The sequence below is a fragment of the Streptomyces humi genome (assembly GCF_001005085.2).
Taxonomy (GTDB): domain Bacteria; phylum Actinomycetota; class Actinomycetes; order Streptomycetales; family Streptomycetaceae; genus Streptomyces; species Streptomyces humi.
Genome location: NZ_LBMU02000077.1, coordinates 1 through 16,778, shown reverse-complemented (window position 1 = coordinate 16,778; position 16,778 = coordinate 1). Strand labels below are relative to the sequence as shown.

Here is a 16,778-nt window from a genome sequence, read left to right as displayed (position 1 = left end):
GGAACCGCATGAAATCCGCGAAGGACCCCAACCGCGATGTCCGCTTCTCGCAAAACCGTGCGCGCGTCCAGGCTCCCCACGTCGAGACCGATCGCCATCGTTGTCGCCGGTGCCCTGGCTGCCGGGTCACTGGCGGCCACGGCACCGGCCTACGCCACAACCAGCGCGCCGACGCCATCACGCCAGGCTGCGTCGCCGAGCGACCGCCCCGAGTCCTCCGCCACGCGGCTCAATCCCACGGAGTCGGCGTCCGCGCAGGCGAAGGCGACCGGCCAATCGGTGACCATCGGTCAGCTCACCGGCACCGGGACCCAGGTGGTGGCCAACCCGGACGGCACCTTCACCCGGACCGATACGTCTATGCCCCAGCGTGTGCAGCAGCAAGGGAAATGGGTCCCCATCGATACCACTCTGCTGCGGCAGTCGGACGGGACCTGGGCCCCCAAAGCCGCCATCACGCACGTGACCTTCTCCGACGGTGGCTCCAGCACGCTGGTCACCATGCACGATGGCGCGGACAAACTAGGCTTCTCCTGGCCGGGCACACTCCCGAAGCCAATTGTCTCCAAGGACACGGCCACCTATCCCGAGGTACTGCCCGGCGTCGACCTGCAGCTGACCGCAGACGCCTCCGGCTACTCCTCGATCCTGGTGATCAAGACTTCCAAGGCCGCAGCTGATCCGCGACTGCAAAGACTCGCGCTCAACACCACCTCGGCCAACCTCAAGCTGGCCGCCACCTCGAACGGCGGCGCCCGGGCCACCGACGAGCACACCGGCAAGACAGTGTTCCACAGCGACACCGCGCTGATGTGGGACAGCACAGGCCAGAAGACAGGGGCCACGGCCCGCGCCCGCACCGCGACCGTCTCAGCGGCACGTGCCGAGCACACCGCGGCGGCCAAGGTCGGCAGGCATCGCGCGCAGGTCCATGTGACCCTCAAGTCCGGCAGGCAGCTGCTCGGCCTGAACACGTCCCTGCTCACCGCCAAGACCACGACTTACCCGGTTTATGTCGACCCGGAGTGGAGCGGCAGGCCCTCCCAACTGGACTGGGCCCGGATCTCCGACAACGGTTGGAACGTCTACAACTCGACGTCCACCACAGGCGCGACCAACGCCCGCGAGGGATGGGACAACAACACCCCCGGCAACGGCGAGCGCGCCCGCACCTACTACCAGATCAACACCAGTGGCATCAAAGGCGCCGTAGTCAGCCACGCCTCGCTGTACGTCAAGCAGCTCTCCGCTGCTTCCTGTTCGGACACCCCGGCCGCCGTCTACGGCACCGACCGACCCGCCGGCTGGGGATCATCCTCGCTCTACTGGGGCCACGAGCCGACCGTGCGCACGGATTCACTGGGCACCACCAATCCCAAGAGCCATGAGGCAGGCACTTGCCCGGTCACCGACGGTGCCAACTCCTGGGTCAGCCCACCAGCGCTGGACTTCGATGTCACCTCCCGGGCACAGAGCGCGGCGGGCGGCAGCTGGAGCAGCATGACGCTGATGGTCCAGTCGCCCGACATGAACGACCCCTACCAGTGGAAGCAGCTCGCCTACGGCGGCGGCGCCACCCTGTCGGTCACCTACAGCTACCGGCCCAAACTCAAGAACGGCACGGGAACGCCCACGATCAAGCCATCCATCGTCAGCTCGGGCAAGACGATGACGACCACCCACACCCCGACCCTGTCCGCCCGCGCGGTCAACCCCGACCTGGCAGGCGGCAGCGAACTGGTACGCGTCGACTACCAGGTCTTCAACTCCTCAGGCACCCTCGTGGGGCAGGGCTACGGACCCAACCTGGACTCCAAGAAACGTGCACGCTACAACACCAACGGCAGTGACTGGACGACACCACGCCTGCCTGACGGCACGTACACCTGGAAAGCCACGGCACAGAACGCCGCGGGCTACTGGGCCGGCACCGGCTCCGGAATCTGGACCAAGACTCAGACCTTCACCGTGGACACCAGCGCACCGCCCGCGCCCGCGGTGACCTCAAGCCAGTTCCCCGCCAAGCAGATCGGCGCCGCCTTCGGCGACCAGGGGACCTTCGTCCTGGGCAACAACCACACCAACAACGTCACCGGTTACCTGTTTTCTCTGGACGCCACCCTCAGCAACACGGTGTACACCAGCAGCGGAGTCATCCACCTGGCGGCGGGCACGAAAATCACGAAGGGCAACATCTACTACGCCACATCCGACAACGGCCCCGGCACCGGCACCTCTGCCATCAACGGCAGCGCCTCACCCTCGTTCGCCCCGGGTTCGACCGGACCCCACACCCTCTACGCCAAGGCAGTGGACCAGGCCGGCTCGACGTCCATCTCCCAGACGGCCTACGCCTTCTACGCCGGGACCAGCACCCCGACGTACGCCTACGGCGACAAGATGATCAGTGGCTGGACCGCGACCAACACCGACGGCACCGCCACCGTCGTGCCCAAGGCCACGAGCACGAGTGCCGGTGGCCAGGTGGTCAGCCAACCCGCCTTCAGCGGCTACGAGTTCGCCGACGGCTACCAGGCCATGCTCGGCAACAAGAGCACCACGTCGAAGGTTGTCAGTGGTGACAGTGCCACCTTCAGCTTTGACATCCCCAAGGATGGCCCCTGGAGCTTCGGCGCCAACCTCACCAAGGGCAAGGACTACGGCATCTACCACCTGGTCCTGGACGCGGGCCAGAGTACCCAGTCCACCCTGATCAGCGGCTTCGACGCCTACAACTCCTACACCACCACCCAGTTCCTCAACCTGGGCATTCCCAAGGACACGAACGGCCAACTGCTCACCCTCCGACAGGGCGTGCACACGCTGACCCTCACCTTGACCGGCAAGAATCCCAGTTCGGCTGGATACCAGGCCGGCATCGACGTACTGCGCCTCGGCCCAGCACTGACCTGCGCGATCAACGACGCGACCAGCTGTCTGAACAACACCGCCACCAGCACCTTCACCACCACGACCAGTACGGCCGACGCCGACGGCTCCGGCAACAGCATCAACTCCGCCGACCTGACGAGCACTTCGGGCTGGCAGAGCAACAAGACGGTCACCGTGGACGGCGCCACCATCACACTGCCGAAGTTCGGCACCGGCACGTACGACAACATGCTGGCCTCCGGCCAGACCATCACCCTGCCGGGCAGCGGAGTCGTGAACACCGGCGACGCCCTGGTCTTCCTCGCCTTCGCCACCGGCGGCGCCGCCAAGGGCACCGGCGGCACCATCACCTACGCCAAGAACAACTGCGTGGACCAGAACAACCCATTCGATCAGCCCTACCAACTCGACACCGTGCCCGACTGGCTCTCCGGCCCAGGCTCCGCGGCATCGCTCAGCCTGGTCCACGAAAACCACAGCAACAACACGCAGACCAGCCCGAGTTCCGGCCCGAAAATCTACGCCGTCAGCGTCCCGCTGCAATGCCCCGGCTCGGTCATCAGCAGCATCACCCTGCCGCTGTTCACCAACGGCGTCCAAGCAGGCCAGCCCACCCTGCACGTCCTCGGGCTCGGCCTGCGGCCGATGGCCCTCACCGGCGGCGGAACAGCGGCCCAGCACTGGGTCGGAACGTGGGCCTCGGTCCAGGACACCGCCAAGGTCCAGCTGTCCAACGGCAGTGCCGCCGGCCTCAACGGGGGACAGACGCTCCGCATCCCGGCGCACGTCAGTGTCGGTACCGACGACGGCAACGGCGTACGCATCCACCTGTCCAACGCCATGGGCACCACACCGGTGACCTTCGACGCGGCCTCTGTCGCACTCCAGGACACCACCGCGGGAGGCGCGACGGCCGCCACGGACCCGACCCCGCTGGTCTTCGGCACCTCCTCCCCCTCGGTCACCATCCCGGCAGGTGGTGACGTCACCAGCAACCCGGTGACCCTGCCCGTCACACAGCAGGCGACCATCCTGGTCAGCCTGCAGGTGCACGGTTCCATGTCCGCGCTCCCCGGCCACGCCGTGGCCCAGACCCCCGTCTGGACCAGCACCGACACCGCCAACCACACCCGTGACACCGCCGCCACCAGCTACACACAGACCACCTACACCGGTCTGCCCTACCTCGCGGGCATCGACGTCACCACCCCCACCTCCGCCCCCACCGGCTCGGTCGTCCTCTACGGCGACCAGAGCGTCAACGGCGATACCGCAGCCGGCAGCAACAGCCCGTACCATCTCAGCGATGCGATCACCGATGCCCTGGTCAACGACACCAACGGGGACAACTCCGTCGACTACGGCGTCCTCAACGCGGGCACCAACAGCTCCAGCCTGAGCAACAACTTGCTGCCCCAGAACACCAACAGCACCACCCCGGAAAACGCACTCAACCCCGTGGACCGCAACGTGCTGGCCCAGGCCAACGTGCGCACCGTCCTCGTCTCCACCGGCGCCGCCGACCTCCTCAACTGCACCAGCAACGCCAACACCTGCGCCACCAACGTGGAGAACGGACTGGCCTCCCTCAACAGCCAGCTGTCCTGGTACAACACCGACGACAGCCAGACCGGAGTCACCCAGTACTCCAACATCACCGTCTACCTCGCCACCATCCCGCCCTTCACCGCCGCCCACCCGGGCACAGCAACCCAGGAATCCGCGCGCGAGCTGGTCAACGGCTACCTGCTCGACAACTCCACTCAGGTCATCGACTTCGCCGCCGCCGTGTCCACGGACGGCAACGCCACCTCCCCGACCGTCAAAGCGGCCGACCTCTCAGGCGGCAATCCGTCCAACGCCTACTACACCGACCTCGCCGGCCAGTACCTCAACGACACCAACACCGTGGTCGGCATCCCGCCGAACCTGATCGTCCCGCTCACCACCGGCAGCGACACCCCCGAGGACGACTGGGAACTGGCCACCGACGGCACCGACAGCAACACGGACAACCCGCTCACCACGATCGGCGGCGCGACCTTCAGTTCCAGCGGCCCCAACGCGGTCAACGCCGGCGCCGGCTCAGCGTCCTTCGACGGCAGCACCGGAATGCTGGAAAGCGACCACACCGCCGTCGACACCTCCGGTGACTACACCATCTCCGCCTGGGTCAAGATCAACTCAGATGTCGGCGCCACCGCCATCTGCCAGGGAACCAGCCAGCACCAGGCCCTCTACATCGGCTACGACAGCGGCAACAAGGGCTGGATGTTCCAAACCACCACGACCAATGACGCCGACGCCGACTTCCCCACCGCGGAAGGAGACAGCAACACCGGCGCCATCGGCACCTGGGCCCACCTGCTCGTCACCTACACGGCCCCCGTCGACGGCGACACCGGTACGGGCGTGATGTCGCTCTACCAGAACGGCACCCTGATGGGGACCGCCACCAACCTCACCCCGCAGTACGACTCCTCCATGCCCCTGACCATCGGCGGCTGCGTCAACAGCCCCGATGCCACCACGCCCTACGCCGCCTTCCCCGGCTCCGTGGCAGACGTCCACACCTACCCGTACGCCATGGCATCGAGCCAAGCGAGCGCCACCAGCGTGATCGTGCCAACAGGTTGGGAGAACGGCATGCCCGAGGACGAATGGAAGCTCGCCGCCAACGGCACTGACACCGCCACCCTCAACCCGCTCACGGCCTCCGGCAGCGCCACCTACGGCACAGACACACCGAGCGGGATGGCCGGCAGCGTCGCCTTCGACGGGAACACGGGCTTCCTCAAGAGCAAGCAGAGCGCCGTGAACACCCTCGGCGACTACACCGTCTCGGCATGGGTGAAGATCAACTCAGCTCTCGGCACCACCGCCGTCTGCCAAGGCACCACCCAACACCAGGCGTTCTACCTTTCCTACGACAAGGCAAGCAGCGCCTGGATGTTCCAGACGACCACCACCAACGACGAGAACGCCGACTTCCCCACCGCGGAAGGAGACAACAACTCCGCACCGATCGGTACCTGGACCCATCTCGTCGCCGCCTTCCGCGCACCGGTCGCAGGAAGGTCCAACACCGGCAACATGGCCCTCTACCAGAACGGCACCCTGGTGGGAACAGCCACCAACCTCAGCCCCCAATACGACTCCTCCATGCCTCTGACCATCGGCGGCTGCGTCAACAGCGCCTCGGCCACGACGCCATACCTGGCCTTCCCGGGCTCCGTGGCAGACGTCCACGTCTATCCGCGCACGCTGTCGTCAACGGAGGTCGGCGCGCTGCACTGACCCCACCGGCCATGAGCCCCGCCGCTCCCACCAGGAGCAGCGGGGCTCACCCGTCGTAACCACTATGGACTGTCGGACGTGTACAGACACCAAGTCGCCCGCGCTCGCAAGCAGGGTCTCCCTTGGGAGGATCGCGGGAGTACGGACAGCGCTTGGGACCGCCTGGGGAGAATCGCCTGCGTAACGCGGGACGCTTCTGAAAGACACCGAAAGGCTCGTGTGTACAGGCGAGAGACGGAAGTTACCGTATCGCCTCAGGTCAGCGCCCCCAGGTAGACAACTTCAAGGAGATGTCTACCCTCCTGCCCTGCCAGAGCTCAGCCCGTTCGTCGAAGAAGCCCCGTTGAACAGCATCACTGCAGCACACCTGGCGCCCCATGAGCAGGAGTTCTCGCCGTCGATTTCAAGGATGGCAACGCACTCCACATGATGAATCACCGGAAACAGGGAGGCAACTCCACGAACCGCCTGCTCTACGCCTTACCGACCTGCTCCATAGCGCACCTTGACCGGGTCAAGGTGCGCCACAGCCCCCGTCAAGCACCCTGGTCCCCAAATGGTCCCCAGGAATGATCAAAGGGCCACTTCAGATCCCCTCTGAAACGGCCCCTGACCTGCGACTTCGTAAAGTCGGGACGACAGGATTTGAACCTGCGACCCCTTGACCCCCAGTCAAGTGCGCTACCAAGCTGCGCCACGTCCCGCTGCGGAGTCACGCGGGAGGTTCCGCGTGATCACGCAGGTCAACACTACCGCACACGTACGGGTGCTGCCGCCGTCCGGTCCGTCACCGGACCGGCGACCCGGCCGGTGCGGCGGACCGGGACGAGGAGTGCGGCCCCGGCGGCCGTGAGGCAGAACAGGGTGAGCAGGGCCCAGGCGTGGGTGTACCCGGAGGCGTACGGCAGTCCGGAGGACTGGAGCCGGCCGGTGACCAGGACGCTGGTGAGCGCGGCGCCGATGGAGCCGCCGATGGTGCGGATGTTGGCGTTCATCCCGGTCGCGGCGCCGGTCTGCTCGGGCGGCACGCTGCCGACGATGAGGTTGGCCATGGAGGCGAAGGCCAGCCCGATACCGAGGCCGAAGAGCCCCGCGACGACACCGATCTGCCACCGCTCGTCATGCCACAGGGTGAGGAACCCGCAGGCCAGCGCGCCCAGCGCGGCACCCGCGGTGAGCTGTGCCTTGGCGCCGACGCGGGGTTCGAGACGGCCGCCGACCACGCCGGAGAGGAACATGGCGATCAGCATCGGCAGCAGGAGCAGACCGGACTCGGTGACGGTGGCGCCGAAGCCGTAGCCGGCCGTGCCCGGGGTCTGGACGAAGCCGGGCAGGAAGGACCAGATCGCGTACATCCCCGCACCGAACAGCAGGGCCGCCGCGTTGGTGGTCCGGACGGCCGGCAGCCGCATCACGCGCAGGTCGATCAGCGGGGTCGCGGACCGGGACTCGGTCAGCAGCCAGACCGTGAACAGCACCACGGCCGTGCCGAACAGGCCGAGCACCCTGGCCGAGCCCCATCCCCACTGCCCGGCCTGGCTGAGCGGCAGCAGCAGCGCCACCAGCCACGCGGAGAGCAGCCCGGCGCCGAGCCAACTGACGCTGCCCACGGCCCTCTTGGGCGACTCGGGGACGTAGCGGGCGGCGATCAGGACGGTCACGGCGACGACGGCGACCGGGATCCAGAACAGCCACCGGTAGTCCAGCGCCGAGACGATCGGGCCGGCGGCCACGATGCCGACGCCACCGCCGGCCGCGATCACCGCGGACAGGTTGCTGATGCTGCCGCTGACCTCGGCCGGGCTGAACTCGTCCCGGATGATGCCGAAGGAGAGCGGGAACAGGGCGCCGCCGACACCCTGGACGACCCGGGCGATGATCAGCACACCGATGTTCGGGGCGAGGGCGGCGAGCAGACAGCCCGCCAGGACGGCGACCAGGACGGCGACCAGGCTGCGCTTCTTGCCGGTCAGGTCGCCGACCCGGCCGAGTATGGGGGTGAAGACCGAGGCCGACAGCAGGTACGCCGTCATGACCCAGGTCGCGGTGGACTGCGAGGTGTGCATCGCGTGCTGGACGGTCGGGAGGGCCGGCGCGACCAGTGACTGGAGCATGGAGAACACGCCCGCACCGGTCGCGAGGACCGCGAAGGTGAGGCGGGTGGACTTCCGGGGCATGAAGGAGCCTCTCCGAAATCGGAAGGAGACGGGAGAGATGTCGAGGAGCGTGCGCGAGGGCGGGCACAGGTCGCGTCCGGCCATGGCCCTGCCGCTCCGCACTGCTAAAGTGGAGGTACCCCTCCACTCTAGCGGAGGTACCCCTCCGCTTCAACCGAAGTCGAGGAACCCCTCCGGTTCACCCCTGTCGCACGGGAGGCAAGCAATGACGGACAGCCCGTTCCCGGTCGGTGAGATCGTCGCGTCCCGCAGACCTCACCGGAAGGACGCGGCCCGCAACTACGACGCGCTGATCACGGCCGCCAGGGAGGCGTTCGCCGAGCACGGCGCGGACGTCTCCCTGGAGGACGTGGCGCGCCGCGCGGGGGTCGGGATCGGCACCCTGTACCGGAACTTCCCCACCCGTCGCGACCTCTTCGAGAGCGTCTACGCGGACGAGGTCAACACTCTGTGCCGGGCCGCCGTGGAACTGGCCGGACAGGAGCCGTGGGAGGCGCTGACGTCCTGGCTGGACCGCTTCACGGGCTACATGGTCACCAAACGGGCGGTGCGCGAGGCGCTCAACGACGAGTCGGAGATCTTCTCGGCCTGCCGGGACTCGATGTACGCGGCGGGCGGCCCGCTGCTGGAACGGGCCCAGAAGGCGGGCGTGGTCCGCACCGACATGGAGATCGGCGACCTGCTGCGGATGGTCTCGGGGATCACGGCGACGGCTTTCGAGGACGAAGCCCAGCGCGACCGTGTCATGTCCATCGCCCTGGACGGAGTACGGGCGGTGCGCTGAACGCCCCGTCAGGGGCGCAGGGGCCGCTGCCGGCGTGCGGCTCCGCCGCGTGGGCGCGGCCGGCCCCCGCCGATCCGCGGATCCCCGCTCACCCGATCCCACCGCGCCGCACGGGCCTGCCCTCGTAAGCCGCCCGCAACACACCCCACGCGTCATCGGTCGTGACGGCCCTCGGGTTCGCGTAGGCCTGCCCCGCGACCTGCTCGGCCGCGACCGTCAAGTCTGCTTCCCTCAGGCCGAGTCCGGCCAGTGACCGAGGCGCGCCGAGCCCACCGGCCAGCTCCTGGAGGGCGGCCGGGGCGTCTTCCGCACCCAGCGCCCGCCCCACCGCGGCCGCCGCCTCCGGCACGGCCGGCGCGTTGAAGGCGAGCACGTACGGCAGCACGACCGTGTGGGTCTCGGCGTGCGGGAGCCCGAACGTGCCGCCGAGGACATGGCAGAGCTTGTGATGCAGGCCCATGGTGGTGGCCCCGAGGCAACTCCCGCAGAGCCAGGCGCCGTACAGGGCGCGGGAGCGGGCCGGTACGGAGTCGGGGGCGGCGGCGATGCCGGGCAGCGCGTCCGCCATCGCCCGTACGCCCTCCTGGGCCATCAGCGCGACCAGCGGCGAGCCGTCCGGCGCGTACAGCGCCTCCACCGCGTGCGCGAGGGCGTTGATCCCGCTGGTCACCGAGAGCGGGACGGGCAGGGAGAGGGTGAGCTCGGGGTCGTACACGACACTGCGCGGCAGGACGACGGGGTCGCGGCCGGTGCGTTTGACGCCGTGCTCGGTCAGGCCCCACACCGGGGTCATCTCGGAGCCGGCGTAGGTGGAGGGCACGGCGATCAGCGGCAGGCCGGTACGCAGGGCGATGGCCTTGCCGAGGCCGATGGCCGATCCGCCGCCGACCGCCACGCAGCCGTCGGCGCCCGCGGCCCGGGCCGCCGCCACGCCCTGGTCGGCCACCTCCGCGGGGACGTGCATCCGGGCCCCGGTGTGCAGTCCCGCGCACGTCGGTCCGAGCGAGTCGGCGACGGCCCGCGCGATGTCCGCGCCCCGCTCGCCGCTGAGCACCAGCAGCCGCCGCAGGCCCAGGTGCCGGGCCTCCTCGGCGGTCGCGGTGAGCGCGGCGCCGGGCCGGAAGACGACCCTGGCGGGCCGGGCCTCGTACACGAAGTCGAAGGAACCGGAGGAGCCGGAAGAACCGGAGGAGCCGGAGGAGCCGGAAGAACCGGAAGAGCCGGAAGAGCCGGAAGAGCCGAAGGAGCCGGAGGAGCCGGAAGAGCCGGAGGAGCCGGAAGAGCCGGAGGAGCCGGAGGAGCCCGGGGGGCCGGAGGGGTTCACGGGCGTTCCAGTACCAGGTCGAAGCGGGCGTGCCGGAAGGGGTTCGCCACCCCGAACTCCTTCGCCAGGGCCGGGTCGTCGGTCGGGGTGAAGTCCTTGACCAGGCTCTCCTTCACCGCGAACACCGCGTCCGAGTCCAGGTACTCGCCGCCGGCGACGAAGATGTGCGTGGTGACCGGTTCGTGCCCCTCCGCGGAGACGATGAAGTGGATGTGCGCGGGCCGGTACGGATGCCGCCCGGTGGCCTTGAGGAGGGCGCCCACCGGGCCGTCGGTGGGGATCGGGTAGGCGCTGGGCACACAGGTGCGGAACCAGAAGCGGCCCTCGTCGTCCGCTGTGAACAGGCCGCGGCCGTTGCCGGCCGGCTGCACACCGGGCTGCTGCACGTCGTAGAAGCCGTGCGGGTCGGCCTGCCACACGTCCAGGGCCGCGCCGGGCAACGGGGTGCCGTCGGCGGCCCGGACGACACCGCTGACCACACAGGGCTCGCCGGTGCCGACGAGGTCGATGTCGGCGCCGAGTTCCCGGACCGGGGACTCGGTCATGTGGAAGGGCCCGAGCACGGTCGACTCGGTGCTGCCCGGGGCACTGTGCCCGTTGACCGTCTCGACCAGCATGGACAGGCCGAGCACGTCGGAGAGGAGGATGAACTCCTGCCGGGTGTCCGTGCACGTCTGACCGGTCGCCGTGAGGAACGCGACCGCCGCCTCCCACTCGTGCCGGGTCAGCCGGGTCTCGCTCGCGAAGGCGTGCAGATGGCGGATCAGCGCGCCGAGCAGCTCGCGCAGCCGGGGGTCCGCGGTGCCCCGCAAACTCGCGACGGCCTCCGCGGTGACCGCGTCCTCGGTTGTCATGCCGGCTCCTTGCCCGGAGGAACAGTGACCTTCGGTGATCGTAAACCCGTTTACCGTTCAATGAACCGGATCCGGTCCCGGGTCTACTTGATGAACGCGTTGGCGACCACCACGATCACCCCGAGCAACGCGTCGACCATGCCGATGAACACGGCCGCGAACCAACTCCGCCGGGACCAGCGGGCGGTGACGAGCCCGAGGCCGAACAGGATCGCGATGTTCAGGTAGAACGCCGGGTACTCGACGCCCTTGGCCGGCCACCAGCCCCAGCCGGCGCCCGCGAGCAGGAAGACCGTCGGCAGCACTGCGACGACCAGCGGCCACTCCTCCGCCAGACTGTGCAACAGGTCCCAGCGCCGGTACGGGACGCGTTCGGCGATGTGGTGGGCATAGCCGTGGGCCAGCGCGGAGGCGCAGGCGGTGACCAGCAGCCACACGGCGTCGTAACTGCGGCTGGCGGCGGAGGTGTGGCCGTACTGGGTGAGCGCGGCGACCATCGAGCAGGCCAGCACGGCGCCGTAGACCCCGCCGAACAGCACGGCCTCGCGGGTGTCGTGCGCACGCGGCCGGGCCGCGGCCGGCGTCGGGTCAGCCATGTTCACCACGATCACCCGGCCGGATCGCCCCCGCCAGTCCGCACGAAGGCCCCGCCGGCCGAACCGCCGCCCCCGCCGTACGAACGGATCACCCGCGCCATGCGGACGGATCACCCTCGCCATGCGGACGGATCGTCCCCGCCGGTCCGGGCGCAGCCCGACGAAGTGTCCTTCCACCAGGTCCGATGTCCCACACCCTGTCCACGGCCGGGCGCCCGGCCGGCTCGCTAGGGTCGGCACATGACGACCCACAGCTTCGCCCTGCACATCCCGGACGCCGACCTCGAACCCGACCCGCTCGACCCGGCGCAGATCGTGTCCGGCACGCCCGAGGTGTCCGGGAAGGTGGTCTGGGAGTCGGCCGACGGCAGGCAGGTCCGCGGCATCTGGCAGATCACCCCGGGGGTGGTCACCGACACCGAGGCGGACGAGCTGTTCGTGGTGGTCAGCGGCTCGGCGACGATCGAGGTCGAGGGCGGGGAGACCTTCCGGGTGGGCCCCGGGGACATGGCCGTGCTGCGCGCGGGCGACCGTACGACGTGGACGGTGCACGAGACGCTGCGCAAGGCCTACGCGATCAACCTCTGAGCGTCTCAGCGGGCCGTGGAGGCGGGCATGTTGTACGGCGTGACCACCTGGATCGCAGACGGCAGGCTCGGGCCCGCCGGGGGCAGCGCGCCCTGGGCGCGCATCACCAGGTGACAGGCCTCGCGCATGTCCTGGCGCAGGTCGTGGTGGAGGACCGCGGACAGCCGGTGCTCGCGCAGCAGCCGGGTGTTGTCGTGGTCGAGGTCGTGGGCGACGAACACCGCGCATTCGCGCCCCAGTTCGGCGAAGGCCCGCAGGGTGGCGATGTTGCCGCCGCCGATCGAGTAGACGGCGCGGATCTCCGGGTCGCGTTCCAGGGCGGCGCGGACCAGCTCGTACTGGGTGGCGTCCAGCCCCTGTCCCTCCGCGATCTCCACCAGGGCGCGCTCGGGGTGGGTGGCCCGCATGACGCTGCGGAAGCCCATCTCCCGCTCCTCCTCGTTGCGGAAGAAACCGCTGCTGAGGCTGGTGAGGACGTTGCCGGGCCGGTCGCCGAGCCACTGGCCCATCAGGTAGGCGGCGGTGGCACCCGCGGCGCGGTTGTCGCTGCCGACGTAGGCGAGCCGGCCGCTGGCGGGCAGGTCGGTGACCAGGGTGACGACCGGGATCCCCGCCGACCGCAGCCGTCCGACGGCTGCGGTCACGTCGGGGACGTCCGGCGCCTTGAGGATCACCCCCTGGGAGCCGCGTCTGGCGATCCGGTCCAGCGTCTGCACCAGGTCCCCGACCGGTCCGGTCTCCCGGAAGTGGAACCGGGAGCGCACCACCGCGGGATGCAGTGACGGCAGTTCCGCCTCCAGCGCGGAGCGCACGGCCGTGGTGAACCGCTCGGGCGCGTGCATCACGATGTCGACCATGAAGGTACGGCCGACCAGCCGGACCTGGGTGCGCTGCCGGTCCAGATCGGCGATCGCCTGCCGCACCTCCCGCTCGGTGCTCTCCCGCACCCCGCCCCGGCCGTTCAGCACCCGGTCCACGGTGGCCTCGCTGAGCCCGGCCTGACGTGCGATCTCACGGATCGGGAAGGGATGGCCCACGGCCTGACTCCTTGAGGGGTTTTTGATGGCCTGCTGCTGATTGTTCGACGGGTTTGTAATGACAACAATGACAGAGCCCCGCCGCTCCCGTGGCCGTACCCCCGGCTCGGGCCGTGGCCGTGACCGTGACCGAAAGCAGGACGCCGATGTCCCTCGCAGCCGAACCGGGCCGCTCCTGGCTGTCGTCGCAGGACTGCGACCTCGACACCTTCCGCGAGCTGGTCGAGCGGACCACCGACCCGGCCGGCTACCCGCACGCGTCGGCCGTGGTGGAGAACGTCCTCGTCTACGACAGCGAGCGGCTGCGCGGCGCGCGGTCACCCCGCGAGGTGCAGGCCGAACTGGTCCGCGCCCTGACGGACGGCCCCGGTGTGGTCGTCTTCAAGGGCGCGTTCCCCGACCCGCTGGTGGTCGACCGGGCCACGGCGGTGTTCGAGGCGCTGATCTCCGAGCAGAACGAGTCGGGCGCGGGCGCCGGCGACCACTTCGCGAAACCGGGTGCCAACGAACGGGTGTGGAACGCCCTGGAGAAGGCGGCGCTGTACGACCCGGAGGTGTTCGCCGACTACTACGCCAACGACATCGTGGCCCTGGTCTCCCGGGCCTGGCTCGGCCCCGGCTACCAGATCACCTCGCAGGTCAACGTGGTCAACCCCGGTGGCGCGGCGCAGACCGCGCACCGCGACTACCACCTCGGGTTCCTCTCCGACGAGCAGGCCGCGGCCTATCCGGCGCACGTGCACCGCCTCTCCCCCGTGCTCACCCTCCAGGGCGCGGTCGCGCACTGCGACATGCCGGTGGAGTCGGGGCCGACGCTGTACCTGCCTTACTCCCAGACCTACGAGCCGGGCTATCTGGCCTGGCGGCGGCCCGAGTTCCTGGCCTACTTCAAGGCCCGGCACGTGCAGCTGCCCCTCGCCAAGGGGGACGCGGCGTTCTTCAACCCGGCGGTGTTCCACGCGGCCGGCACCAACCGGACCCTCGACGTGCGCCGGACGGCCAACCTGCTCCAGGTGTCCTCGGCCTTCGGCCGGGCCATGGAGACCGTGGACCGGGAGGCGGTGGCCAACGCGGTCTACCCGGTGCTGCGCCGGCGCCGCTCGGAGGGCGCGGGCGAGGCATGGCTGGAGAACGTCGTCGCCGCGAGCGCCGAGGGCTACCCGTTCCCGACCAACCTCGACAGCGACCCGCCGGTCGACGGGATGGCCCCGCCCTCACAGGCGGACCTGGTGCGGCGGGCGCTGCGCGAGGACTGGGTGCCGCGGGTGCTGCGGGACGAACTGCGGGCCGCCGCGGCCCGGCGTGAGAGCTGAGAGGACAGCGGACATGGGACTTCTCGACGACAAGGTCGTCCTCGTCAACGGCGGCAGCCAGGGAGTCGGCGCGGCCGTCGCGCGGGCGGCGGTACGGGCGGGCGCGAAGGTCGCCGTGACCGGCCGCCGTCCGGAGCCCGGCGAAGCCCTGGTGGCCGAGCTGACCGCCGCGGGCGGCGAGGCCCGGTACGTGCGGGCCGACCTCGCCGACGCCGAGCAGGCCAGGTCCTCGGTGGCCGAGGTGGTCGACGCGTACGGCCGGATCGACTGCCTGGTCAACGCGGCGGGGCTCACCTCCCGGGGCACCCTCCTGGACACCACGCCGGAACTGTTCGACCAGCACGTCGCGGTCAACCTCAAGGGGCCGTTCTTCGCCATGCAGGCGGCGGTGGCCGACATGGTCGGCCGCAAGGCGCCCGGCACGGTCGTCAACATCATCACGTCGTCCGCGCACGGCGGCCAGCCGTTCCTCGCGCCGTATGTCGCCGCGAAGGCCGGTCTGATCGGCCTGACCCGCAACGCGGCGCACGCGCACCGCTGGGACCGGGTGCGGATCAACGGGCTGAACATCGGCTGGACCGCGACGGAGGGCGAGGACGCCACCCAGCGGGAGTTCCACGGGGCGGGGGACGACTGGCTGGAGGAGGCGGCGGCCCGGCTCCCGATGGGCAAGCTGGGCCAGCCGGACGAGATCGCCGACTTCGTGGTGTTCCTGCTGTCGGAGCGGTCGGGGGTGGTCACCGGGTCGGTGATCGACTGGGACCAGAACGTCCTGGGCGGTCTCGACTGAGGGGTTGCCGCCCGTCCCGCCGGTCGTCTGCCGCCGTGCCGTGGCCGACCGCGCAGTTCCTCGCCCCCCTGTCGGGGCGCGTACACATCAAGGAGTAGAACGCCCATGCGTATTGGAATTCTTGGTCTCGGGCGCATCGGCGCTTTCCATGCCGAGACCCTGGCCGGGCTCGACGCCGTCGAGTCGCTCGTGTTCACCGATCCGTTCGCGGACGCCGCCAAGGCCGCCGCCGAGAAGTTCGGGGCCGAGGTCGTGGACTCGCCGGAGGCACTGCTCGCGGCCGGCGTGGACGGCATCGTGGTGGCCGCCGCCACCGACGCCCACCCGGCCCTGATCCTGGCCGGTGTCGAGGCGGGCATCCCGGTCTTCTGCGAGAAGCCCGTCGCCAAGCACATGAGCGACGGTGTCGAGGTCCTCAAGGCCGTCCAGGGCAAGGGCGTGCCGATCCAGATCGGGTACAACCGCCGCTTCGACGCCGGGTTCGTGGCCGCCCGTGCCGCCGTCCAGGCCGGCGAGCTGGGCAAGCTGCACACCGTGCGCTCCACCACCCTGGACCCGGCCCCGCCCCCGGCCGCCTACGTGGCCGTGTCCGGTGGCATCTTCCGGGACTGTTCGGTGCACGACTTCGACATCATCCGCTGGGTGACCGGCCGTGAGGTCACCGAGGTGTACGCGGTCGGCGGCAACCGGGGCGCCGACTACATCAAGGAGGCGGGTGACGCCGACACCACCGGCGCCATCCTCACGCTGGACGACGGCACCATCGCGGTGGTGTCCAACTCCCGTCACAACGCCCGGGGTTACGACGTCCGGATGGAGCTGCACGGCTTCCAGGACTCGATCGCCGTGGGCCTGGAGGACAAGCTCCCGCTGCGCTCGGTCGAGCCCGGTGTGACCTTCCCCGCGGGCACTCCGCACGACTTCTTCATGGACCGCTTCACGGCCGCCTACCGCGCCGAGCTGACCGCGTTCACCGAGGTCGTGGCCGGCACCCGGCCCTCCCCCTGCACGGTCGAGGACGCCCTGGAGGCCGGCTGGATCGCCGAGGCCTGCACCCTGTCTCTGCACGAGCACCGTCCGGTGACGATCGCAGAGGTGCGCGGAGCCTGACACCGCGCACGGCGGC

At 69.8% G+C, this 16,778-nt stretch carries 11 protein-coding genes and 1 tRNA gene; 6 read left to right on the top strand and 6 right to left on the bottom strand.

The window, feature by feature from the left end; all coding sequences use genetic code 11:
* Positions 1-279: 279 nt before the first annotated feature.
* Complete coding sequence (locus AAW13_RS47090) at positions 280-6,189, top strand: LamG-like jellyroll fold domain-containing protein (protein WP_046728168.1); 5,910 nt, start codon at positions 280-282, stop codon at positions 6,187-6,189.
* A gap of 630 nt (positions 6,190-6,819) precedes the next feature.
* On the opposite strand, the gene AAW13_RS30720 is transcribed toward AAW13_RS47090, so the two are convergent.
* Positions 6,820-6,893, bottom strand: a tRNA-Pro gene (locus tag AAW13_RS30720).
* A 45-nt stretch (positions 6,894-6,938) separates the two neighbouring features.
* A complete protein-coding gene (locus tag AAW13_RS30715; protein ID WP_046728167.1) occupies positions 6,939-8,366 on the bottom strand; it encodes an MFS transporter in 1,428 nt (475 codons plus the stop codon).
* 205 nt (positions 8,367-8,571) lie between these two features.
* Between AAW13_RS30715 and AAW13_RS30710 the strand changes: the two genes are divergently transcribed.
* The gene (locus AAW13_RS30710) at positions 8,572-9,150 is read left to right on the top strand and encodes a TetR/AcrR family transcriptional regulator (protein ID WP_046728166.1); all 579 of its coding nucleotides are present in this window, start codon (positions 8,572-8,574) and stop codon (positions 9,148-9,150) included.
* An 88-nt stretch (positions 9,151-9,238) separates the two neighbouring features.
* On the opposite strand, the gene AAW13_RS30705 is transcribed toward AAW13_RS30710, so the two are convergent.
* From AAW13_RS30705 to AAW13_RS30695, 3 genes are all read right to left on the bottom strand, one after another.
* Positions 9,239-10,303, bottom strand: coding sequence for a maleylacetate reductase (locus AAW13_RS30705; RefSeq protein WP_046728165.1), 1,065 nt, complete (start codon positions 10,301-10,303; stop codon positions 9,239-9,241).
* Positions 10,304-10,470: 167 nt separating this feature from the next.
* Entirely contained in the window at positions 10,471-11,328 is an 858-nt protein-coding gene (locus tag AAW13_RS30700) for an intradiol ring-cleavage dioxygenase (protein WP_046728163.1), read from the bottom strand.
* A gap of 83 nt (positions 11,329-11,411) precedes the next feature.
* On the bottom strand, positions 11,412-11,924 hold the full coding sequence (locus tag AAW13_RS30695; protein WP_046728221.1) for a hypothetical protein: 513 nt from the start codon (positions 11,922-11,924) through the stop codon (positions 11,412-11,414).
* 240 nt (positions 11,925-12,164) lie between these two features.
* Between AAW13_RS30695 and AAW13_RS30690 the strand changes: the two genes are divergently transcribed.
* Complete coding sequence (locus AAW13_RS30690; RefSeq protein ID WP_046728162.1) at positions 12,165-12,512, top strand: cupin domain-containing protein; 348 nt, start codon at positions 12,165-12,167, stop codon at positions 12,510-12,512.
* Between the two features lie 5 nt (positions 12,513-12,517).
* Here the strand turns inward: AAW13_RS30690 and AAW13_RS30685 are convergent, their stop codons facing one another.
* Complete coding sequence (locus AAW13_RS30685) at positions 12,518-13,549, bottom strand: LacI family DNA-binding transcriptional regulator (RefSeq protein WP_046728161.1); 1,032 nt, start codon at positions 13,547-13,549, stop codon at positions 12,518-12,520.
* Positions 13,550-13,695: 146 nt separating this feature from the next.
* On the opposite strand from AAW13_RS30685, the gene AAW13_RS30680 reads away from it, so the two are divergent.
* The 3 genes from AAW13_RS30680 (at position 13,696) to AAW13_RS30670 (ending at position 16,762) form a co-directional block, all read left to right on the top strand.
* Positions 13,696-14,862, top strand: a complete 1,167-nt coding sequence (locus AAW13_RS30680; protein ID WP_046728160.1) for a phytanoyl-CoA dioxygenase family protein — start codon at positions 13,696-13,698, stop codon at positions 14,860-14,862.
* A gap of 13 nt (positions 14,863-14,875) precedes the next feature.
* Positions 14,876-15,652: an SDR family oxidoreductase gene (locus AAW13_RS30675; RefSeq protein ID WP_046728159.1), complete on the top strand. Its 777-nt coding sequence runs from the start codon at positions 14,876-14,878 to the stop codon at positions 15,650-15,652.
* A 105-nt stretch (positions 15,653-15,757) separates the two neighbouring features.
* Complete coding sequence (locus AAW13_RS30670) at positions 15,758-16,762, top strand: Gfo/Idh/MocA family protein (RefSeq protein ID WP_046728158.1); 1,005 nt, start codon at positions 15,758-15,760, stop codon at positions 16,760-16,762.
* Positions 16,763-16,778 lie beyond the last annotated feature (16 nt).